Genomic DNA, 22,378 nt, shown 5'->3' with positions numbered 1-22,378 from the left:
CACTTAATGATTATCTAACGAATCTTAGTCTCTCGACCAAAATACTCTTTAGATTCATACTTCTCAATCACTGAGTTTAATGATTCAGGATTATTATCCATGACCAGCTTATGCGAAATCGCGCTTAATGAAATCAAGATGTCTTTGCACTCCATTCTTGCTTGCATAACAGTGTAGGAAGCAGTGCTTAACACTTGAGAGATCAACTCATGATTTTTTCGGAACAGTGACAAGATGAAGTTGATGATTACCGAAGCACACAAATCTTGATCTTCAATTTGACTCGGTCTAATCACTTTTTCTAAAAAGTCTTGTTCTTTGCCTTCAGGAACAAATCTTTGCACCCATTCAAAATAATCCTCGTCAAATACGATAGATTTAATAGGTCTCATGAGGGTGTCATTTGAAGATGTTTGCTTGATTAAAGCGTGACGCTGTTCATCACTGAGATCTTTAAGATCATCACCATATTCTGCATTAATCAAGTTAACGACATTTTCCAACTCTTTTAACAGTCGTACATTGCCAGAAGAAACCCGATTATATGCCTCACCGACCTCATCGATGTTTTTCTGGAACACACCAATATACTTATCACCTTCATCAATAGCATCAAGCAAGGGGATCAGGCTATAACGCCTAACTTGAATTGATTCATAAAAACGACCAATCTCTTCACGTATATTGCCTAATCTATCAATCGCATTGGTAAGAAAGTCGCTGTCTGTTTTAATGGCTGAATTTAAACGTGAGTAATCAAACTGACCATCAACTTTTTTAACACGATTATCAATCATATTTTCGAACTTTTGAGATTCATCTATCAATACTGAAAACTGATCTTCCATCTCAATCAGCACATGCTGAACCTTCTGTAGGCTTGTCGATCTAACTTGTTGATTGATGCCTCTGACTTTTTCTGCTTCTGTTTGCTTTTTTTGACGAACAGCCCAAGTAATGGCTGCACCGACAATAGTCAAACTTGTTGCCATGTCGAAGCCAAGTTGAACATTATTAAACCATGGACTCATCATTTCCCCAAAATTTTGAATTTCTCTATGTTGTAAAAGTTATAACCTGTTTACTAACCAAAGTCATCGAAGCTGAAACAAAATATCAACAAATTCCACAAAAAAGCTAATCAAAACCGTTAACTACCCCTCATTTCGCACAAGAAACACGCAATAATATTGCCCGCTATGAATAATCACTGGCTGTTTATTTATCATGAAACAAGGAATATTAAGAGATGAACCCAACGTCCCAGTTCGCCAAAGAGAGAGTGAACTGGAGAAATTTGCCCCGGTACAGAACTTGCGGAAGCCAGCGCTGTGGCCCCTCAATGATAAAAGTGTAAAAAAAGGGGCTTGGCATCTTTGTTTACACCTTGTCTGTGGAGCAGTGCCTTGGTTTTATTATTGATTATGATCTAACTTCTAACAGCATAAAACCTGACAAAAGGTAGATACCATAGGGCTTACAACGCATATTATGCTAAAATCTCCCTATCAGCTTTATGAATGTGCAACACACTCATTTGTTTGACTGAACGTAGTGAAACGCTACTGTGATTAACTAATGAGGATACAAGATATGAGTAAATTAAATGCTGAAGAGCGTAAAGTCCGAGATAACGACCGTTTTTCACAACGAGTCGATGAGCGCAGAGTAAAGGGCGAAGATGTCGTTGCTTACGTACTTGCCAATAATAAAGCCTTTAAGTTTCTGACTAAAGAAGAGAAATTCAGCTTTAAGGAAAGACAAGCAACGCTTCAACAAGAAGCCATTGTCAAAGCTAAACTTAGAGAACAGCAAGAATTAGAAAAGATTCAAGCGGAGTTTACTGAAAAGTAAAACACGATAAACAGCCATAGTGAGATAATTATTATGGCTGGATCATGTTTAAAAAAAATTTATCGACTCAAGGGCCGATGCAGATATGTGACGCTTGCTAAAGGGCTCATACCCCTTGGTTGTCTATACTTACCGAGCATCGATAGTATTTTATCAAATTCAATATGTAGCTTGCTTAATGCATCTATTTTAGAGGTACAAGTACCAGCTTGATAACTCCTTATAATGTCCCGCGCTACAGTGTGCATAACGTTATAGGTCTGTTCCAGTTCATTAATCCATGAGCCCTCGAATAATTTATCTTCTCTTAATCGCCTAACCCATTTGTCAAAATGACAATCCATATTGCCGATATCAATTTGATCCTTTGAATCCTCTTGCATCAAATTCTCTATATTTTTAAGCCAGTGTTTGAGTATCAATTCAAGTTGTTTTACTCTCCTGACTTGCAGTGTCATTTCCTCTTGACTGCTTTCTATCCAAGCTTGGTTGGGTTGGTACTCTTTAATCCAATCAACAAGTTTACTTGCCTGCATAGGTTTTGATATCGCATAACCTTGTGCATAGTGACAGCCCATCAAAAGTAACATCAGGCCATGTTCTGTCGTTTCGACACCTTCTGCAATGACGTGTCGGTTGAATGACTTAGTTAGCCCAATCACGCCATCAATGATAGAGAAATCATTCTGATCTATTAATACATCTCGAACAAAACTTTGGTCAATCTTGATTGTGTCCGCAGGAAGCTGACAAAGATGGGACAGTGATGAGTAACCAGTGCCAAAATCATCCAATGCAATTCGTACACCTAAATCATTACGACAAGCGCGAATAATGTGACTGATCCGCTCAACATTTCCTAAGGTGCTACTTTCTAAAACTTCCAACTTGAAGTTACGAGAGTCGATATTATGATGACGATTAAGTGCTTCATTAAGACTGTCAAAAAAGCCGTTATTTAAGAACTGCATCGAAGAGACATTGACACTCATCTCTAGATTAATGCCTTGGTTATTTAATCGCTCAAGCTGAACCATAGCTTGATCAATCACCCAGTCACCAACTTGGATTTCTATTTCAGTCCCTTCGATAAGGGGTAAGAACGCCATGGGAGGAATAAGCCCTTTGTCAGGATGCTGCCAACGAATTAGCGCTTCAACTCCAATGATATCACCCGAGGCCATATCCACTTTCGGTTGATAATATAGACACAGTTCATGGTTAAATAAAGCGTGCTTAATTTCTTGTGATTTTACATGCCGCAGGGTTGTTTCTTGTGCTTGCTCTAAATCAAAAAACTGGTAATTTTTTTTCCCTTCTTGTTTCGCTTGATACATCGCTTGGTCAGCTTGGCGTAGCAGAGTATCTAGCTCCACACCATCTAATGGCGATAGGCTGACCCCAATGGAGGCACTGATGTTAATGTAGCGTTCGTCAATAAAATAGGTCGCACTGACCGAGTGAATCATTCTATCGAGTATCTCATAACATTGAGACGTGGATTTTATATCACCTAAGAGCATAGAGAATTCATCACCACCAAGACGTGAAACCGTGTCTTCGGTTCTTAACGCTAATTCAAGGCGATGGGCCACTTCAATCAGTAGCTTGTCCCCTATATCATGACCAAAAAGATCATTTACAGGCTTAAAGTCATCTAAATCAAGGAAGCAAACGGCAAGCAATGTGCCTGAACGTTTTGAGTGGGCAATCGCTTGATTAAAACGGTCGAGTAGTAGTGTTCGGTTAGGGAGTCCTGTCAGGGCATCGTAATGAGCCATTCGACGCATACTCTCTTGTTGGCGTTTACTGTGTGTTATATCGGAGAACATAGCTAAATAGTTAACGATGCGGCCATCAGCATCTTTCAGTGAGGAGGTGGTGAGCATTTCTGCGTAAACTTCTCCATTTTTCCTACGATTCCAAATTTCTCCCTGCCAATAACCCTGCTCGGTGATTTGCTGCCACATCTTAGTATAAAATTCAGGCTGATGCTTACCCGAACTTAGCATATTAGGATTTTTACCTATAACTTCTTCACGGCTGTAGCCAGTAATGTCTGAGAAAGCGGGGTTAACGTCGACAATCATTCTGTCGGCGTCAGTAATGACGATGCCTTCATGGGTGTCACTAAAAACTCGAGATGACAGTTTTAGTTTTTCTTCGAATCTCTTATGTTCAGAAATATCAACAATACTCACTGGAACATTACGGAAACTATTTGTCGATGATGGCGTTTGAAATGAAATAAGAGCTTTGATTTCTTTGCCATCTAACGTCTGAAAGTTGGCCTCAGATAAAAAAGTTTCTTGTTTAGTCCAGATGGCACACATTTCATCAATAAAGACATCAATCGCATTATCACCAAAAGTTTGGTCAATTTTACTGATAAATTCTGCTTGGTTTTTTGCACCAAAGAGCTTTAAGGTTGCATTATTAACTGCATTTACTTTAACCATCGCCACAAAATCCCAAGCCAAATCTATATCCGCATACAAATATGTTCTTAGGTCAACGATCCCTTTCTGCCTCAATTCTTCTAGTGCAATAACAACCGTAGAAAAGTCTTCACTCCAAATAGAAACTTCGGCGTTATTGAAAATAGCTTCAAAGCGTTCTTCACTTTCATTGCGAGAATATTCTGCTTTTCTGACCAGAAAGATGACAAAAAACACGGTGATAATACTGGATAAGATTGTAAAAATGAGCAAAGAATATAAAGAGGTCCTGCTCAAATCATAAGAGCGTTGGCTACTTTCCTTGAACTCAAGTGCCTTGTTACGCGCAAAGTCGATTAAAAAAGTCATGTTTTGGTTCAGATCTTTAACATGCTGCGCTTCTTTTCCTGTGGTAATACCTGCAGCGAGTTGATGTTGGTTATTACGTTTCAAAGCCAGCACTTCATCACGTATAGATTTCCATTCAACAAAAGATATATAGGCGACATTAATCTTTTCTTTATCCCCAAGAAAACGTTGTTTGATGAATTCGAAATGTCGATACACTTCTTCTTCATGTTGATCAACTTGCGAGATAGCGATGTCTAATTCATCTTTATTTCTAGCTAACACCGCATCCTTCATATATCGGTGCATGGCAAGGATATCGCCATTGGCTTCTAATACCGCGATACTGACCGAAAAGGGATGCTGGTACATTTTATGATTGAGTTCAGCAAGCTTTTTGTTTTCATCTACCGCCATGAAAACAAATAGCATCACCAACAGAACCATGATTGCAAATCCTACAAGAATGACCCGTGTAGAGTATTTACTTTGTGATAGTCCAACGTTACCCATGCACATCCTGTTGCTGATTTGATTAGATTAGTTTTGTATTTATCAACGGCTAATATATGTATTCTAGGATAGATTATTAGAATATGAGTTTTGTTTGATGTAATGCACAGGATTTATAGGGAAATAAAAAATAACGGATGAAATATGCAGGCCTATTAGGCTTATATGTCTAGCGCCCTAATGGCATTAGGAGTGATTTGAAGAACGTTTTCTCTGACCCTAAAGTTGCAGATTTGAGAAGATTTACTCGCAAGATGAACTGTACTGATTCAGTTCGATAAGCCCTTCAATGATGATGCCGTGATAACGGGCTTTAATTAATTGATAATCCATCGCTGGAGCAAAATAGTAGGTCACCTCTTCAGCACCTGTTTGCTTAATAGGGATTAAGGTTAACTCGCCCCAAGGCTCTATGTTTGCGGTCTGTTTATCTTGAACATAAAATTGATAAGGCTCTATCGCATCCGAAGCTTGTCTGATTAACGCAAATTGTTGGCGGCCTTGAAGCAAGTATTGACGCATTTGAATTGCCAATGTATCGACATCACGCAGCGCAATATTGGCTGAGCTGTAGCTTTCGATGTCACCATCAAGATCAACCCGAGACTCACGACCGTTATTGCTAAAAGAAACCTGCATATCTCTGGCCCGAAACCCGCTCACTTTTTGATGAAATTTATCCGTGAGCCACTCATTGGTGCTATTGGACCACGATAACTCTGCCCGTTGATGATATTGCGTGCCGATCCCTAAAATACTGGCTTCACTTTCTGAGATAACCACCGCCGTTGTCCCCTGCCAAGTCTCGGTTCGCTTCATGGTTCCAGTATGTATACCACTGAGATAAATATCGTAATGTGAACTGCGGCTGCACTGTTCGGCTATCAGCTCCGGTTCTTGCAACAGCGATTGAGAAGATGTTTGAGATGGTACTTGTTGGCTCAGCCGTAACGCGCTTGCAAAGGCGTTATCGCTCAATAGCGGCAGTGAAAAAGCCAGCGCCAGCAATAATACTGGCCCAAGCAAAGAACTAAAGCCACACACCGTTAATCGAGTAATGATTGAGGCCATTGTGGTCATGACTTAACGGTACTCACTACAGCACCCACAATACGCTGCATGCTGTCTAAGCTCGTAATCGCTTTCATCGTCGTGGCCGTTCCTGTCACTAAAGTTAAAAAACTTCTTTCACATTAAGGTAGAAATTAGTTTCGTTTTCACCCACGCCGATATCAAAGCGTAAATTGATATTATCTTTTATATTAAAGCGGAAACCTGTGCCGTAGGAGGTTAATAGCTCCTCGCTTAAGTCACTCACTTTGGGTGCAACACTGCCGACCGCGCCCCAAAACACCATGCCGTAACGTTGGAATATAGGTAAGCGATATTCAACTTGTCCCATCATCATTTGCTCGTCACGATAACGGCCTTTGATATAGCCACGCATCGCACTAGAACCACCCAGATCAGGCAATAAGTTCCAAGGCACATCACCATCAGTAAATTGTGCCTGCACTTGCCAGGCGATGAGTCCTGGCGCTGCACTCAACAATGACGTGGAGCTCAAATCAATGTAGTTCGCTAACTCAATATCATAAGTCGAAAACGTTGAGTATTCGCTGTTTTGATATAAACCGGCTTCAATCTGGAATAACCAACCTTTGGTGGCATTGAGTCGATAATCTCGCGAATCATAAATACTGCTCACAACCAAACCTGAGCTAAAGTTATTTGGCAAAATATCAGCCGACTCCACAGGCATGCCCGTTTCGACCAACTCTAACTTGTCGGCACTGGCGTAAGTAAAGTCAGCGCCCACACCTAGAAAATAATTATCGGCGACTTCCGTCATCCAACGAGGTTTGAAGCCATATACCTGTTCTTCAAACTCATGATGATTACTGTCTAAATCCCCTTGTTCGATACCTTGCCCATAATAAACTGAAGCTTCATTATGCAGATCGAGCCCGAGTAATAAACGCTGTTTGCCACCATTGAAAAAGGTCATATTTTCAACTTCAACGCCGTAAGAGTTGTTCATTGACACAAACGAATTCAATACTAACGACGACGGTTGCTCTTCACTCGATGCACCATCGGTTTTATACAAGCCCACCATCAACAGACCAACACCAAACTTCTTCTCGGGTGTGTAATACGCCGTGGGTAAGTAACTCATATCAATCGCTTTGCTGTCATCAAACTCACCGTCGGCACCAAAAACAGACAAGATGTTATCGACCCACGTCGGTTCCATGTTCTCAGGAGTTTCAAACAGAGGCTCAACAGCGACAGCTAGATTAGGAAAAGCAAACAAGGTTAACAATAAAATCCGTTTCATAAACACTCTAATCAATAATGAAGAATTATGGGCATAAGGCCGGCGCGATACTGTTTGCAAAAGAGGTTAGGTAAGGTCAGCTTGCACTTTTCGCCCCTTACTTTTGTTACTTTCACTGTGGTTTCATTCGAACCACACAACGACCTTTCAAGCAGTCAATCGACTTGCCGAGCGCATTTTAACACTCCAAAATAATTCAACAATCGAAAAAGTGAATTCAGCGTAAACTAAAAATATATAGCGATACTCATTATCTAAATTTGCTTTGTAAATGGTATTTTCACCTGCCTATAAAAAACGAGAACGAATCAGGTAAAGTCGAGGCTAATAGCCCTTTCGTTCTCGATAGATACAGATTAGGCAAATCGATTATCTGAGCGAACAGTAAGGGGGTCTAAGCCTCGCTCATACCAGCCATCTTTGGTGTTTTTAATATTATCAAAAGACTGTATATAGGGTTTGATATCCAGGATCGGGGTCCCGTCTAATAAGTCTATGCCCCGAACAAAGATGCGGTTAGCCTCAACCCTCTCGATTTCGACGATTGATAATCCGATGGCATTGGGCCGTTTAGGTGATCGTGTAGCAAAGATACCTCTGTGTTCGTTATCCAAGAAAGGCTTCACCTTTAACTCATATCCTTCGGATTTATGTATATGAAAAACGATGTAAATATGGGAGAAGCCGTTGAGATCGTCCAAACCCAATGTATATTCTTCATTGAGTATAAGTTCACCGATATCTTTGGATATTCCAGCTCCCTGTACCGGAACATTCTCTATCTGTTTGAAGGGGGTTTTTGCGTATCCTATAGGAGTAAATTCGATCATTGCTATCTCTTTCCGATGAGTATTATGACTGTGACCATAAACACACTCGCTATAGGTTAGTGAGATTAAGTCAAGTCTGACGTCGTCATGCTAACACCTTTTATTTGGGCAAAAAGAGACAAACCCTAGCTTCTCTTTAAGTCATTACAAGCCCAGGCAGTGGCATTCCCCCATAAATAACGACCTGCTACTGCAACTTTTACATGCATATGATTCTCACTCTTTGAGTCGAGAACCTGAACAACCTTTACCGGGACAATATTACCAATGCTGGTTTGCAGAGCTGGGACGAAACACTCTGAGATATGGTGAGTATGAATGTGAATGTGTACTCTTAGCTTGGTATAACTCAGGCAAGAGACTGTTAACCAAAGGCTGATCTCATTATTTAATGTTACCGGAAACATCACATAATAGTCGTAGTTCTAGGCGACGGTAACCGCTAGAAATGAGCTTTGCTCGCTGGCAGCGAGCCAGAAATGCATCTGCGTAAAGTCCCACACTATTGAGATGGCAAAGTTGCAATGACCTAACTTTTACCTTTAATAGTGTAGATAGGATTGAGTTTTACATACGCCATACAAGACAGATGGAGGCTCTATGCTTCTTCTGGCTATCGTGATAAAAAGTTCGCCTGAGTAAATCTTACTCAGGCTCTCATTATGAGCCCTGCAGCCACTGAATAAGCTCGCGAGCACTTTTCACCGCGGGTTGCCTTTTGATCAGTTTGCCGGCGGGATCAAAGAGTAAAAGTTCAGCAGAGCTGGCGCGGTATTTAGCAATCAGTTGTTCTCCCTCTGGAGTCCCCATTCTGGCGAGAAGAAAGAACGCTTGATCGCCCAGATGATCGCGGGCCTCATTCATTTGTTCTGTCTGGCTACCACTCACAGTAAGGTTAGGATCATAAACAAACACCAATGCAGGGCTCCCTGTACCGATTTGTTCGTGAGTGGTCTTAAAACCTTTAGGCATCACCATTAACAACAGTCCAAAAAGTATCGCTATCGATGTGATAACACCGATAGAAACCCAAGGCATTCGGCGAGTAGAGTTTGAATTATGTTTATCCTTGATGACGGACTCCTCTTTTAACGGTTGAAATACATAACAAAGCACTAATTATAATAAACATAACTGAAATTTATATTAAAAACGCCTAATACATTCTTCGTTCGCTCAAGGTCACACCGCAGTAAATCCCAATTTATTTTACTCTGACCTCACTAGTTTAGATTATACAGCCACAAGCATTAACACTAAGTTAACATTTGTCGTATGATAGGTTTCAAGCTTATTTCAACTAAAAACAATAAAGGGAAGACCACAAAGATGGTAAATAATAAAGAGTTAATGGCTTCAACTAAATTCAACTTGAAATCCTCTCTCCAATTATCCTTAGCAGCGGCAATCACAATCACAATGAGCCTGCCAACCCTAGCACAAGATACCTTGTTAATAGCAGATGCTTACGTGGATGTAGTCGAAGGTAAAACCATTAAAGACGTTGCAATAGTGATTAGCGACAATCAAATAAGCCAAGTAACCAAACAATCAAAAATCCCAACCAATAACGATTACAAACTGGTAGACCTAAGTGGTAAAACCTTACTCCCTGGCGTGATGGACATGCATGTTCACCTAAGTGGTGATGCAGAGGATAACTTTCTGGCATCACAAAATTATTCGGTTCCCCGCCAAACAGTAAAAGCGGTGAAAAATGCCGAAAAAACCCTAATGGCAGGCTTTACGACAGTGCGAGACCTAGGCGCTTCAGGCTACGCAGTGATAGCTACCCGCGACGGCATCAACGCTGGTGAAATTCCTGGGCCGAGAATTTGGGCTGTAGGCCATGCTATTAGTATTACCGGCGGACATTGTGACGATAACTTCTCATCTCCAGAAAAAAAGGCCAAGGCACAGGGGGTCGCCGACGGGCCTTGGGCAGTACGCGCTAAAGTCCGAGAAAATATAAAGTATGGCGCCAATGCCATTAAAGTATGTGCCACAGGCGGAGTCTTTTCTAAAGGAACCAAGGTGGGAGTCCAACAGCTAACCTATGAAGAGATAAAGTCTGCCGTCGATGAAGCCCACATGCGTGGATTAGTCATTGCATCTCACGCACATGGCACCAGTGGTATTAAGGCATCAATAAAAGCTGGCGTCGACAGTATCGAGCATTGCAGCTTTATGGATGATGAAGCGATCGACATGGCGATAGAAGCGGGTACTTACCTATCTTGTGATATCTACAATACTGAATATACCCTCGCCTTTGGCGCTGCCAACGGTGTGCCAGAAGAGAACATCAACAAAGAAAAGCTGGTATCACAAGCGCAGCGTGACAGTTTTAGAAAAGCGGTCAAAGCCGGTGCAAATATGGTGTTCGGCTCAGATGCCGCTATCTACCCTCATGGTGATAACGGCAATCAGTTCTCACGTATGGTTAAATTTGGTATGACCCCAGCCCAAGCTTTGCAAGCAGCAACGATTAACAGTGCCGCTTTACTTAAACAAAACAACTTGGGACAAATAAAAGTAGGATTCTTAGCAGATATTATCGCCGTAGAGGGTGATCCGCTAAAGAATATCAGCTTAATGGAAAACGTGACTTTCGTGATGAAAGATGGACAAATCTTTAAGTCCTTAGCCAGCGAATAAGCTTTCATTGCCCGCAAACAAGTAGCAGGATGAGCCATTTCATCCTGCTTCCCCCCTCTTTCATTCGTAGTTACAGATTAATTTTCATAAGCATTAAGCAAAAGCTATAGGCTAACCCGCTGCAAATATTGAGTAGCCAAACACTTTACGCTGCAATTAGTCCATTAATTAGTACTAAAGCCTTTAATAAAAAGGCCGATAAACAATTATCTTCTTGTGCAAGGAATCGCAGTGAACATCTCAGGTATAGGTATAGGCTCTGCATCTTCGCTCACTCAAAACATGAAGCAAGCAGATATCAAGGTAAGATCTGATATAGCTCCACAAGCAACATCGACCTCCCCAGTTGCTGAATCAGATACCGTGTCTATTTCAGATGCAGCGCAAAAAAAGCTGTCGACTGAACTTGGCATGACGATGAACAAAAACTCTGCCACCACAAAAGCGCAAGAACAAAAAAGTGAAGAACTTGATACGCGTACCGATATAGAGAAAAAAATCGATAAACTTAAAGAAGAGATAAAAGAGTTACAACAGGAGCGACAAGCGCTCGCGAGTGATAAATCAGAGGGTGCTGATAAGAAACGCAAAGAAATCGATAATAAAATGATGATGCTCAGTGCACAGATGACCACCCTGCTGAAAGCACTGAAAAAGGAAGTCGAAGCCAAAGCCAAAGCGGCCTCTAATTAACTTATAGAAATTGTCTGCCTAGCTCATTTTGCACCAAAATAAGCTAGGCTCACGATAAACGTACGCTGAGTACATATAGAGATTAAAGTTGAGGCCAGTGCTTCAAGCTTGCTCTGAAGCACTGGTTAAAGCGTATTAACTTTCTCTTAAAGCGTTGAACTGTTCCAGTAATGAACTTTGTTCTTCAGTGAGATCCTTCGGAATTTCCACCTTAATTTGCACAAACAAATCACCGGTTTCTCCTTTACGATCCGTAACACCTTTACCCTTTATCTTGAACTTTCGACCATGTTGAGTCCCAGCGGGCACTTTAAGCTTAAAGCGCTTATCCAATACGTTGACTTCAATCTCACCACCCAGTGCCATTGTCACCATATCGACAGCCTTGGTGTAAATCAGATCGTTCTCTTCACGTTCAAGAAAAGCATGAGCGCGGGTGGCGATAGTCAGAAATAGATCACCAGCAGCCCCACCATGTACTCCTGCACTCCCCTTGCCGGTGAAGCGTATTTTCTCACCGTCTTTAATGCCTGCAGGGATCTTAACCTTTATTTTTTTATTTTCGCCATTAACCGGTAGTTCAACGACTTTTTCAGCACCTTGCACTGCATCAACAAAGTCTACAGTGAACACAAACTCTTTATCTTGCCCTTTTTGAGTTCGGCTTCGCCCTCTTGATTGAGAAAACATACTTTCAAAATCATTTGCATCAAAGCTGTGACCACCAAAGCCACGTTCACGCTGACTAAACCCGGCACCAAACATATCGTTAAACCCGCCTTGGCTATAACGTTGTCCATCCTGTCCATTGTTTACATACGAATCATGACCAAAATCATCATATTGCTGGCGTTTGTCAGCATCAGTCAGTACTTCATAGGCTTCTTTAGCATTTTTAAAATTTGTTTCTGACGCTGCATCATCAGGATTTTTATCGGGATGGTACTTCATCGCTAGCTTTTTATAGGCTTTTTTTATCTCTTGATTTGAGGAGGCCTTTGAAACACCTAGCACGCTGTAATAATCTTGTTTAGACACGCTAAACCCTCACTAATGTATATCTCAAAAAAAGGGCCAAGAGTTATCTCTTATCGCCCTAAATATTAACAAGCTTATGTGTTCAAGTGACTATTTAGTCCAATCTTGTCTAGTTTATACATTGTAATGCTATTTCATTATTTAAACTCGCCATCTACACATTCTCACGAAAATATTTGGAAGAAAGTGGGTCAGAGTCTGGATCTTCCCACTTATCCACTACAGCCCCTAATAAAAAGGTCAATAAACAAATATCTTCTTATGCAAGGAATAGCAATGAACATCTCAGGCTTGGGCTCAGCATCTTCGATCATTCATAATATGCAGCAAGCAGAGGTCAGGGTAAGAACTGATATTGCTCCACCAGCAGCATCAAGCTCTCAGACTGCCGAATCCGATACCGTGTCTATTTCAGATGAAGGGCAAAAGAAATCATCTACTGAACTCGGCATTGCAATGCACAAAAATGTCGCCAGTTCCGAAGCTCAAGAGAGTGATAAAGTTGATACACGCACCGACACAGAGAAAAATAGATAAGCTAAAAGAAGAAATGAAAGAGTTACAAGAGCAGCAACAAGCGCTTGCGAATGACCATTCAGAAGCCGCTGACGAGAAACGTAAAAACATTGATGCTCAAATGATGATGCTCAATTTGCAGATAACGGTCTTACTTAAAGCGCAGAAAGACGAAGCCGAATCCGCTTCTTAATAGTCTATTGATATTGTATGCCTAGCTCATTGCACCCTTGAATGAGCTAGGCTACGCCATCCAACGTCAAGTTCTAATCCAGCCTTATGGGATAGAGATTAAGCCCTCAATCCCTAACGGAACCCATCAGCCAAATACTTAGAACACGAACTATACACACATATATACCAGCCATTAAAACAGCAAAAAAGCCCTATTAATCAGGTGATATTTGAGATTTAGCACTGAAATTGTTATTATCCCTCGCGCTATTTTATTTCGTGGTCTAATTACTTTATTTTTAAAGACCATTTCGTTTTTACTTTTCGATTAAAAAGTATTACAAGAGCAAAACATTTGAGTATCAATTCGGATAACACATTAAATAAATACAGTATTGAAACAACGGACTATCAGGTTGGTCAGGACAACGTCCAAAAATGGGGTTTCGATATACATAACCGCGTATTCGGGATCAGCGCTGGCCTTATTCTTATCTTCCTTTCCACACTCCTCATCGTCGATCCAAGCACTTCAAAAGAAATGCTTAATACCTTGAAGAGCAGCATCATTGAAAACTTTGATGCTCTCTTCATGTGGTCAACCAACTTTTTCGTCCTGTTCTCTTTGGCATTGATGCTGTCGCCGCTTGGTAAAATCCGTATTGGCGGCAAAGAGGCCAAATCAGAGCACTCCAGAGTTTCATGGCTGGCGATGCTGTTTGCCGCAGGTATGGGCATAGGACTGCTGTTCTGGGGTGTTGCTGAACCTACCGCTTACTTTACTGACTGGTGGGGCACGCCATTTAATGTAGAACCATTAACCCCTGAAGCTAAAACATTGGCCATGGGTGCGACTATCTTCCACTGGGGTATTCACGGCTGGTCAATCTATGCGATTGTCGCGCTCGCGCTGGCATTTTTCACCTATAACAAGGGATTGCCGCTGTCGCTTCGTTCTGTGTTCTACCCGATCTTTGGTGACAGAGCTTGGGGCTGGCTAGGACATGTCGTCGATGTTATGGCTGTACTGTCGACCTTGTTTGGTTTGGCGACCTCGCTAGGATTGGGGGCGATGCAAGCCACCAGCGGTATTAACCATGTATTTGGTACTGATGGCGGTATCGGGATGCAGCTTGCTGTCATTATCTTGGTGACTTTAATTGCTATTGGTTCTGTTATTCGTGGCATCGATGGCGGCGTTAAAGTGCTGAGTAACATCAATATGCTATTTGCATTAGCCTTGCTGATATTCGTTACTTACGTCAGCTTTGATATTGTAATGGCGTCGATTCCAGATACATTAATGGCCTATGTGAACAATGTCATTAGCCTGAGCAATCCGTATGGTCGTGAAGACACAACATGGATGCACGGTTGGACCGTATTCTACTGGGCGTGGTGGATTTCATGGTCACCTTTTGTCGGTATGTTTATTGCCCGTATCTCTAAAGGCCGTACAGTACGTGAGTTTCTGTTTGCCGTGATTTTTATTCCTACATTAATGACCATCATTTGGATGGCTGTTTTCGGTGGCATTGCGCTCGATCAAGTCGCCAATAAGGTAGGTGAGCTGGGTGCTAATGGTTTGACTGATATTTCACTCTCTCTGTTCCATGTATACGATGCTCTACCATACGGCTCTGCCATTTCGATTCTTTCGGTGGTGCTGATATTGATCTTCTTTGTCACCTCATCGGATTCAGGTTCACTGGTGATCGACAGCATTACCGCTGGCGGCAAAATTGATGCACCGATCCCTCAGCGCGTCTTCTGGGCAACTGTAGAAGGTGCTATTGCAGCAGTCATGCTTTGGGTTGGCGGTAAAGAAGCGTTACAGGCATTACAGTCCGGTGTCGTTGCTACAGCATTACCCTTCACCTTTGTGCTGTTATTGATGTGCGTTAGTCTGATTAAAGGGTTAAAAAGCGAATACGCGTTATACCGATAACGACTCGATATAGAGAAAAGCTCTGTAACACGCAGTAATGCTATGACCGGTCTCAAACCAATGTTTGAGGCCGGTTTTTTATTATTGGGGTCAGAGTAAAATAGGAAACGCACTGCCAGCCCAATGATTGCATCATTTGACTAACAGCATTTGCTTGCAACGGAGTGCGCAGAATATGGTCATAAACACCCAAGCATGAATGTGAACTTTATATTCAGCAGTATATTGCTTTAGCCATTTGCTAGAAAAACAAAAACTATCTTCTGAAGCAAAGCATGCTTGACGGTTATTACCTCGTTGAATGATATGTTGAGGAATATTGTTGGGGGCGATTCTATGTGCTCTCGGCATGTGTAAGCTCCTTTTGCAGCAAACGTGTAGCCTTTACTTTAGCGCATAAATCTAATCTTACTCTGACTCCAATTTCAAGAAGTCGATAGCCACGCCATCGACTTTAATCAACCTACCTGAGCTCAAGCCTAAAACAGATCTTCCAACCACTTCTTAGTCATACCAATAATGACCATAGTTTTAAGCTTTATGAGTGCCATGGTATCTCCTGACTCTAGTGCCGTTTCGCCACAACGCGGATCTGAACGCTGCAATGCTCCTGTCATTTTATGATTGATTGGGATCGGTTCACAGCCATGTCCCGACTCACAAATAAAGTCCCACTTCTCTTTAGCGGGCACATGACAAGTGAAGCAGTTACCATCGAAGCGATTCATCACATCAACAAAACCACGTTTTGCAATTGTAGATCCACTTTCATTAACTTCTAACTCAAAAAATTCCCAGTCACTGGTTGCCGGAGAAGTGCCAGGTTCGCGCTTAACCATAACTTCCGTGGGGACCAGTTGCACGACCGATCCTGTTGGATAAATGGCTCCCTCAGGCGAATTAGCAGCGGCCAAAGTTCCTTCAATATCTCCCAGAAGATTATCTACGTAAAAGTGGCGCACTGGCGTCATGTCGCGTATGCAGCTAAAACTTGTTTCATCGGCAGTTACAACTGCGGCTTCTGAACCGGACACTGTAGCGGCAGTGCTCACTGCACTGCTGATCAGTGTCATGAACAAAATCATCGCACCTTGGCCAATCATTATTGCTGCTTTCATGGTGTTCCTTATTACTAAAGTTTATTAACTAATTCTGATTTGAAATCTGTTTTGCTAAAGGCACCCACTGAATTGCCGGTGGTCTTGCACTTTATCCACATAGCTCAACACTGCGGCACCTACAGAGCCATTGAGTATGGCTTACAATCATTTAATGGCGCGCAATTCAATTGCGAGCAATCATATTGGGTTTATTTAGTAATAACAAGTTTATGTTAGATAAAATTGTTCAAATATGCGCATTTATTCAAGTCAAACGATCTTAGTCGTTTGAAGTCACAGCGTCATAAGATCATCAACATTATTAGGGGCAGAGTAAACTTAAGTCACAACACCAATCATAGTTTCATCAGAAACAAAAAAGCCCCGACGCTGTTTCCAGTATCGGGGCTTTCTTTATTCTTTTTCAAGAAGTTCGGTTCTAAGCTTTTAGGCTTTAGACCAGCAAATGTTTTTGCATTCTTGGCGCCGGATAAATCGTGTTAGTACAAGGCGCTGTGAGCGACGCGTAGTCTTCTTACGCGAGCGAACAGCAACGCCGTAATCACCGATTTAAACCAGCAAAGAAGCAAAAATTACATCATGCCGCCCATTCCACCCATACCACCCATTCCACCCATATCAGGTGCACCAGCTGATTCTTGTGGTGCATCACACACCATAGCTTCAGTCGTGATCATTAGGCCTGCAATAGATGCTGCGAACTGTAGTGCACAACGAGTTACTTTAGTTGGGTCAAGGATACCCATCTCTAGCATGTCACCGTAAGTGTCGTTACCGGCATTGTAACCGTAGTTACCAGTGCCGTTCTTAACGTTGTTAGCAACAACTGAACCTTCTTCACCTGCGTTAGCGGCGATTTGGCGAAGCGGTGTTTCCATAGCGCGTAGTGCGATAATCACACCGTGCTTCTGGTCTTCGTTAATGACTTCAACTTCACCAATCTTGCTTGCGACGCGGACAAGTGCAACACCACCACCTGCAACAACACCTTCTTCAACGGCTGCGCGAGTTGCGTGTAGTGCATCTTCTACGCGTGCTTTCTTCTCTTTCATTTCAACTTCAGTTGCTGCGCCAACCTTGATTACGGCTACGCCGCCTGCAAGTTTAGCCATACGCTCTTGAAGTTTTTCTTTATCGTAGTCTGAAGTTGATTCTTCAGCTTGGATTTTGATTTGTGCAACGCGGGCTTTAATTTGAACTTCTTCACCGTTACCATCAATGATAGTGGTGTCATCTTTAGTGATGATAACGCGCTTTGCAGTACCCAAATCTTCTAGAGTCGCTTTTTCAAGCTCTAGACCAATCTCTTCAGCAATAACAGTACCGCCAGTTAGGATAGCGATATCTTGTAGCATTGCCTTACGACGGTCGCCAAAACCAGGGGCTTTAACAGCAGCGACTTTAACGATACCGCGCATGTTGTTTACTACCAATGTGGCTAGCGCTTCGCCTTCAACGTCTTCTGCAACGATAAGCAGTGGCTTACCTGTTTTAGCCAGACCTTCAAGAATAGGAAGCAATTCACGGATGTTTGATACTTTCTTATCAACCAACAAGATGAATGGCGTTTCTAGTTCAATACTGCCCATTTCTGGGTTGTTGATGAAGTATGGTGATAGGTAACCACGGTCAAACTGCATACCTTCAACAACGTCTAATTCGTTCTCTAACGCTTGGCCTTCTTCAACAGTGATAACGCCTTCTTTACCAACGCGTTCCATCGCTGTAGCGATGATGTCACCAATTGATTCGTCAGAGTTAGCTGAGATAGTCGCCACTTGTGCGATAGCTTTAGACTCTGAACACTCTTGAGACAATGTCTTAAGTTCAGCAACTGCAGCGATAACCGCTTTGTCGATACCGCGCTTAAGATCCATTGGGTTCATGCCAGCAGCAACGGCTTTAAGGCCTTCTGTCACGATAGCTTGAGCAAGTACAGTCGCAGTAGTGGTACCGTCACCGGCAGCGTCATTGGCTTTAGAAGCAACTTCTTTAACCATTTGTGCGCCCATGTTTTCGAACCGGTCAGCAAGTTCGATCTCTTTAGCAACAGACACACCATCTTTAGTGATAAGTGGCGCACCAAAGCTCTTGTCTAGTATGACGTTACGACCTTTTGGGCCTAAAGTTACTTTTACTGCGTTTGCTAGTACGTTAACGCCTGCAAGCATTTTTACGCGTGCATCGTTACCAAATAATACGTCTTTAACAGCCATCTTTAATTGTCCTTTAAATTCTGTTTAAATTACCGATGTGTCATCTAAGCTCGAGCAACACATCAGCATTGAAAAATGTTTAAACGAAGTGGTTTAACTCACAACAGCCATTAGATCAGATTCTGAAAGGATCAGCACTTCTTCACCATCAATCTTTTCTTTCTTAACGCCGTAACCTTCGTTGAAGATAACCATGTCACCCACTTTTACGTCAAGTGGCTGAACAGTACCATTTTCAAGAATGCGGCCATTACCTACAGCAAGAACTTCACCGCGTGATGATTGCTCAGCAGCACTACCTGTTAGTACGATGCCACCAGCTGACTTTGATTCAACTTCTGAACGTTTAACAATGACGCGATCATGTAATGGGCGAATATTCATCGATGGATGCTCCTAGTATTTTGGTCGCCAGCGCTTATTGCTGACTATTAAAGATTGTAACGACATTGGTTGTTTTCACCTCGGTGAAAACAAAAATCTCGCTTGATGTTCGAGATATGGGGGTCAAGGTCGACAGTTCCAAGCCCCATTTACAAAATAAATCCGTTTATTTTAACTCTGTTTTATAAATATTGCGGCAATCCTGATAGAATTCGCCGTCCAAGCATAGACTAGGCAACACTTCCCTATGAAAGACAGACACGGGCTGCTAACACAGCCAATTGGTCGTGTACTGCTAAATATGAGCCTCCCAAACCTGATTGGTATCTTAACCATTCTTGGGTTCAGTCTCGTTGACACTTTTTTTATCAGCCAATTGGGCACCGAATCCTTAGCGGCAATTAGCTTTACCTTTCCTGTGACCTTAATCATTGTCAGCATTGCGATTGGGATTGGTGCAGGTGTGTCCACCAACTTAGGCCGCCTTATAGGCAGCGGTCATGCCAATAAAGCCAAGGTATTTTTACATGACGCGCTACTGTTAACCTTCTTGTTAACGGCCGTTGTCTCCTTGCTTGGTAGCGTGTGTATCGACCCGCTCTTTAGCTTACTCGGCGCTAACCAAAGCAGTTTACCCTTGATCAATGACTATATGTTTACCTGGTATCTCGGCGCGCCGTTATTGGTGTTGTTGATGGTGGGAAACCAAGGCTTGCGTGCCACCGGCGATACCCGCTCGCCGGCAAAAATCATGATGCTCGCGGCGCTGATAAACCTAATTTTGGACCCACTGCTTATTTTCGGTATAGGGCCTTTTCCGCGCTTAGAAATTCAAGGCGCGGCCATAGCCACGGTGATCTCTTGGATTGTGGCGCTGTCATTATCGACTCATCTACTGATTTTTAAACGACACTTAGTCGAGTTTGCTGAGTTTAATCTCGCGAGGCTTAGGTGCAACTGGAAGCAACTGGCCCACATTGCCCAGCCAGCGACCTTAATGAACCTATTAAATCCGGTGGCAAATGGCATTATCATGGCAATGCTGGCGCGTATCGACCATAGCGCCGTCGCTGCCTTTGGTGCTGGCACTCGCTTAGAGTCGGTGATGCTGATTGTCGTTATGGCGTTGTCATCGAGCTTGGTGCCGTTTGTGGCGCAGAACTTAGGCGCAGGGCAAACGGCCCGCGCGCGTGATGCATTGCTACTGTCACTTAAGTTTGTATTACTATTTCAAACCCTACTCTATCTACCACTGATCTTTTTAGCCGAGCCTTTAGCACAGCTGTTCAGTAGCGACCCACAAGTGATTGAATGGCTAAGTTTTTATATTTTGGTGTTACCTGCGGCATATGGCCCATTAGGCATTGTTATCTTGGTGGCAACCTCGCTTAATGCTTACCATCGCCCGATGAGTTCGTTAATCTTGAATATTTGCCGACTGTTTTTGATTATGCTGCCATTGGCCGCGCTCGGTTCATATTTGGGCGGCGTAAAGGGCTTGTTGCTCGCGCTGCCGATCACCAATGCGTTGATGGGACTGGCTTGCTATATTCTGGCGCGTCGAATTTCAGAACCTGAACTCGCTCCAATAGCACACTAAAGGACACCAGATGCAGGCATCAAAACAGATTTTTAGCGATGAAGATTTTAGTGACCAAGATCTGCAAGATGCCCATTTTGAGCATTGTGAATTCCACCACTGCCGCTTTAACCATGCCGACCTAACCGATGCGTGTTTTAGCCATTGTAAATTTGTACGACAAGGCGACGATGAAGGCTGTGACTTTAGCTATGCAACGTTAACCAGCGCCAGCTTTAAACACTGTAATTTGAGCATGACCCTGTTTAAGGGGGCCCGCTGTTACGGTATTGAGATGCGCGAGTGTAACTTGCAGGGCAGCGACTTTAGTCGGGCTAGCTTTGCCAATTACATTACCGCTAAAAGCTACTTTTGCTCAGCCTATATCAGCGCTTGTAACTTGGCTTATGCCGACTTAAACAGTGCATTGCTGGAAGAGTGTGAGCTATTTGATAATCGCTGGCGCGGGGCTAACCTGACTGGCGCGTCGATGAAAGGGTCTGATTTGAGTGGCGGCGAGTTTTCACCTGAGCAATGGGGCACCTTTGAGCTTAAAGGGTGTAACCTCACCCGAGTTGAACTCGACGGTTTAGATCCGCGCAACGTTGGGCTTGAGGGCGTGATCATTAATCAATGGCAACAGGAGCAATTACTGGCGCCATTGGGGCTGATAGTCACGCCTGATTGAAACCCTCGTAAATAAGCGAGTGGGTTAAATCCAAAGTTTGCCCCCTGTGGTCTGACAATTAACCTTGTTGCAGTTTGCCAGTTGTTCAAACATATAATCTAAAAATCGCTGACTGGCTAAACTGATAAAACGCCTCGACGGATAGACTAAAAAGACCTTGCCAATATAGGGTTCCAAGTCATCAAACAATCTGACTAACCTCCCCGAATCAATATCCTCCTTACAAAATTCAATGGGCATATAGGCAATACCCCGCCCCGCTAATGCCGCTTCATAACAAAGCTGGATACTGTTGGTACACAAATTCCCTTTGACCGACTGCATCACATCGTTAACCAAGGGCACTTCGCTAAAGGTTTTTCCGTTAGGGAAGCGGAATAAAATCGAGTTATGCTCGGCCATTTCACTCGGGGTTTGTGGTGTGCCTTCTCTTGCAAGATATTCTGGACTGGCCACAAAATGAAGCGCTTCAGTAATCACTGGCTTTGCCACCATATCAGTTTCACTGAACGTCTCCTCCACCATAAAGGCCACGTCAATATTATTACGGATCATGTCCAGTGGCTCGGCAGTGGTAATTAACTCAACCGACAGTTTGGGATGCAGATCCATAAAGCTGAAAATACCATTCACAATATCCATCAACTCAGGGACGGGGAAGATCAGAATACGTAAATGGCCACCCAGCTCAGCTTCGGTATCGGTGATCTCCGTTAATGTTTGAGTTAGGTCGGCCATCAGGATCAGCGTTTTATCATAGAAATGACTGCCCGATGCCGTCAGGGTCATTGCCCTGCTCTGACGATGAAATAGCTTAACGTTAAGCTCATCTTCTAAGGCATGTAACCGCCGACTCACCGTCGATTTAGGCAGGTTAAGAATGTCAGCCGCTTCTACTAGACTGCCTGTTTCAACAATGCGGTGAAACAGGGCGATATCTTCAGTTTTCATCTGTTTTTCTCATCCACAACTCTCTCATCAATAGCACTTCTCATACATAGCTCTCAAACAGATATAAAAATCCACTATTAGTTTGCTC

The 22,378-nt window shown here is 42.8% G+C and carries 19 protein-coding genes; 8 read left to right on the top strand and 11 right to left on the bottom strand.

What is annotated here, in order from left to right; genetic code table 11:
* Positions 1–14 precede the first annotated feature (14 nt).
* A complete protein-coding gene (locus L2729_RS04300) occupies positions 15–1,031 on the bottom strand; it encodes a hypothetical protein (protein WP_248987137.1) in 1,017 nt (338 codons plus the stop codon).
* A 562-nt stretch (positions 1,032–1,593) separates the two neighbouring features.
* On the opposite strand from L2729_RS04300, the gene L2729_RS04295 reads away from it, so the two are divergent.
* Entirely contained in the window at positions 1,594–1,854 is a 261-nt protein-coding gene (locus L2729_RS04295) for a DNA polymerase III subunit epsilon (RefSeq protein ID WP_248987136.1), read from the top strand.
* A gap of 59 nt (positions 1,855–1,913) precedes the next feature.
* On the opposite strand, the gene L2729_RS04290 is transcribed toward L2729_RS04295, so the two are convergent.
* From L2729_RS04290 to L2729_RS04270, 5 genes are all read right to left on the bottom strand, one after another.
* Positions 1,914–5,153 (bottom strand): EAL domain-containing protein, encoded by a 3,240-nt coding sequence (locus L2729_RS04290; protein WP_248987135.1) that lies wholly within the window; start codon positions 5,151–5,153, stop codon positions 1,914–1,916.
* A 243-nt stretch (positions 5,154–5,396) separates the two neighbouring features.
* The gene (locus L2729_RS04285) at positions 5,397–6,224 is read right to left on the bottom strand and encodes a hypothetical protein (RefSeq protein WP_248987134.1); all 828 of its coding nucleotides are present in this window, start codon (positions 6,222–6,224) and stop codon (positions 5,397–5,399) included.
* A gap of 103 nt (positions 6,225–6,327) precedes the next feature.
* Positions 6,328–7,494, bottom strand: a complete 1,167-nt coding sequence (locus L2729_RS04280; RefSeq protein WP_248987133.1) for a BamA/TamA family outer membrane protein — start codon at positions 7,492–7,494, stop codon at positions 6,328–6,330.
* A gap of 356 nt (positions 7,495–7,850) precedes the next feature.
* Positions 7,851–8,324, bottom strand: a complete 474-nt coding sequence (tsaA, locus tag L2729_RS04275; protein WP_248987132.1) for a tRNA (N6-threonylcarbamoyladenosine(37)-N6)-methyltransferase TrmO — start codon at positions 8,322–8,324, stop codon at positions 7,851–7,853.
* Positions 8,325–8,984: 660 nt separating this feature from the next.
* A complete protein-coding gene (locus L2729_RS04270) occupies positions 8,985–9,440 on the bottom strand; it encodes a hypothetical protein (RefSeq protein WP_248987131.1) in 456 nt (151 codons plus the stop codon).
* A 303-nt stretch (positions 9,441–9,743) separates the two neighbouring features.
* On the opposite strand from L2729_RS04270, the gene L2729_RS04265 reads away from it, so the two are divergent.
* Both L2729_RS04265 and L2729_RS04260 read left to right on the top strand, forming a co-directional pair.
* Positions 9,744–10,982, top strand: coding sequence for a Xaa-Pro dipeptidase (locus L2729_RS04265; RefSeq protein ID WP_248987259.1), 1,239 nt, complete (start codon positions 9,744–9,746; stop codon positions 10,980–10,982).
* Between the two features lie 231 nt (positions 10,983–11,213).
* Positions 11,214–11,675 carry a hypothetical protein gene (locus tag L2729_RS04260; RefSeq protein WP_248987130.1) on the top strand — a complete coding sequence of 154 codons (462 nt, stop codon included), beginning with the start codon at positions 11,214–11,216 and terminating at the stop codon, positions 11,673–11,675.
* 135 nt (positions 11,676–11,810) lie between these two features.
* On the opposite strand, the gene L2729_RS21765 is transcribed toward L2729_RS04260, so the two are convergent.
* Entirely contained in the window at positions 11,811–12,713 is a 903-nt protein-coding gene (locus L2729_RS21765) for a DnaJ C-terminal domain-containing protein (protein ID WP_248987129.1), read from the bottom strand.
* 276 nt (positions 12,714–12,989) lie between these two features.
* Here L2729_RS21765 and L2729_RS04250 point away from each other — a divergent pair, with 276 nt between their 5' ends.
* The 3 genes from L2729_RS04250 (at position 12,990) to L2729_RS04240 (ending at position 15,351) form a co-directional block, all read left to right on the top strand.
* Positions 12,990–13,250 (top strand): hypothetical protein, encoded by a 261-nt coding sequence (locus tag L2729_RS04250; RefSeq protein WP_248987128.1) that lies wholly within the window; start codon positions 12,990–12,992, stop codon positions 13,248–13,250.
* A 13-nt stretch (positions 13,251–13,263) separates the two neighbouring features.
* Complete coding sequence (locus L2729_RS04245) at positions 13,264–13,422, top strand: hypothetical protein (RefSeq protein ID WP_248987127.1); 159 nt, start codon at positions 13,264–13,266, stop codon at positions 13,420–13,422.
* A 336-nt stretch (positions 13,423–13,758) separates the two neighbouring features.
* Positions 13,759–15,351 carry a BCCT family transporter gene (locus L2729_RS04240; RefSeq protein ID WP_248987126.1) on the top strand — a complete coding sequence of 531 codons (1,593 nt, stop codon included), beginning with the start codon at positions 13,759–13,761 and terminating at the stop codon, positions 15,349–15,351.
* 479 nt (positions 15,352–15,830) lie between these two features.
* On the opposite strand, the gene L2729_RS04235 is transcribed toward L2729_RS04240, so the two are convergent.
* From L2729_RS04235 to L2729_RS04225, 3 genes are all read right to left on the bottom strand, one after another.
* Positions 15,831–16,469 carry a hypothetical protein gene (locus L2729_RS04235; protein ID WP_248987125.1) on the bottom strand — a complete coding sequence of 213 codons (639 nt, stop codon included), beginning with the start codon at positions 16,467–16,469 and terminating at the stop codon, positions 15,831–15,833.
* Between the two features lie 575 nt (positions 16,470–17,044).
* Positions 17,045–18,688: a chaperonin GroEL gene (gene groL, locus L2729_RS04230; protein ID WP_248987124.1), complete on the bottom strand. Its 1,644-nt coding sequence runs from the start codon at positions 18,686–18,688 to the stop codon at positions 17,045–17,047.
* A 93-nt stretch (positions 18,689–18,781) separates the two neighbouring features.
* Complete coding sequence (locus L2729_RS04225; RefSeq protein ID WP_248987123.1) at positions 18,782–19,072, bottom strand: co-chaperone GroES; 291 nt, start codon at positions 19,070–19,072, stop codon at positions 18,782–18,784.
* A gap of 247 nt (positions 19,073–19,319) precedes the next feature.
* On the opposite strand from L2729_RS04225, the gene L2729_RS04220 reads away from it, so the two are divergent.
* Positions 19,320–20,672 carry an MATE family efflux transporter gene (locus L2729_RS04220; protein ID WP_248987122.1) on the top strand — a complete coding sequence of 451 codons (1,353 nt, stop codon included), beginning with the start codon at positions 19,320–19,322 and terminating at the stop codon, positions 20,670–20,672.
* Positions 20,673–20,682: 10 nt separating this feature from the next.
* A complete protein-coding gene (locus L2729_RS04215; protein WP_248987121.1) occupies positions 20,683–21,339 on the top strand; it encodes a Qnr family pentapeptide repeat protein in 657 nt (218 codons plus the stop codon).
* A 24-nt stretch (positions 21,340–21,363) separates the two neighbouring features.
* Here L2729_RS04215 and L2729_RS04210 read toward each other — a convergent pair whose 3' ends face one another.
* Entirely contained in the window at positions 21,364–22,290 is a 927-nt protein-coding gene (locus L2729_RS04210) for a LysR family transcriptional regulator (RefSeq protein ID WP_248987120.1), read from the bottom strand.
* Between the last annotated feature and the right edge of the window lie 88 nt (positions 22,291–22,378).

It is taken from the genome of Shewanella gelidimarina, from assembly GCF_023283945.1.
GTDB classification, from domain to species: Bacteria; Pseudomonadota; Gammaproteobacteria; order Enterobacterales; family Shewanellaceae; genus Shewanella; species Shewanella gelidimarina.
The sequence above is the reverse complement of the archived record's forward strand: the minus strand, read 5'-3'. Positions and strand labels throughout refer to the sequence as shown.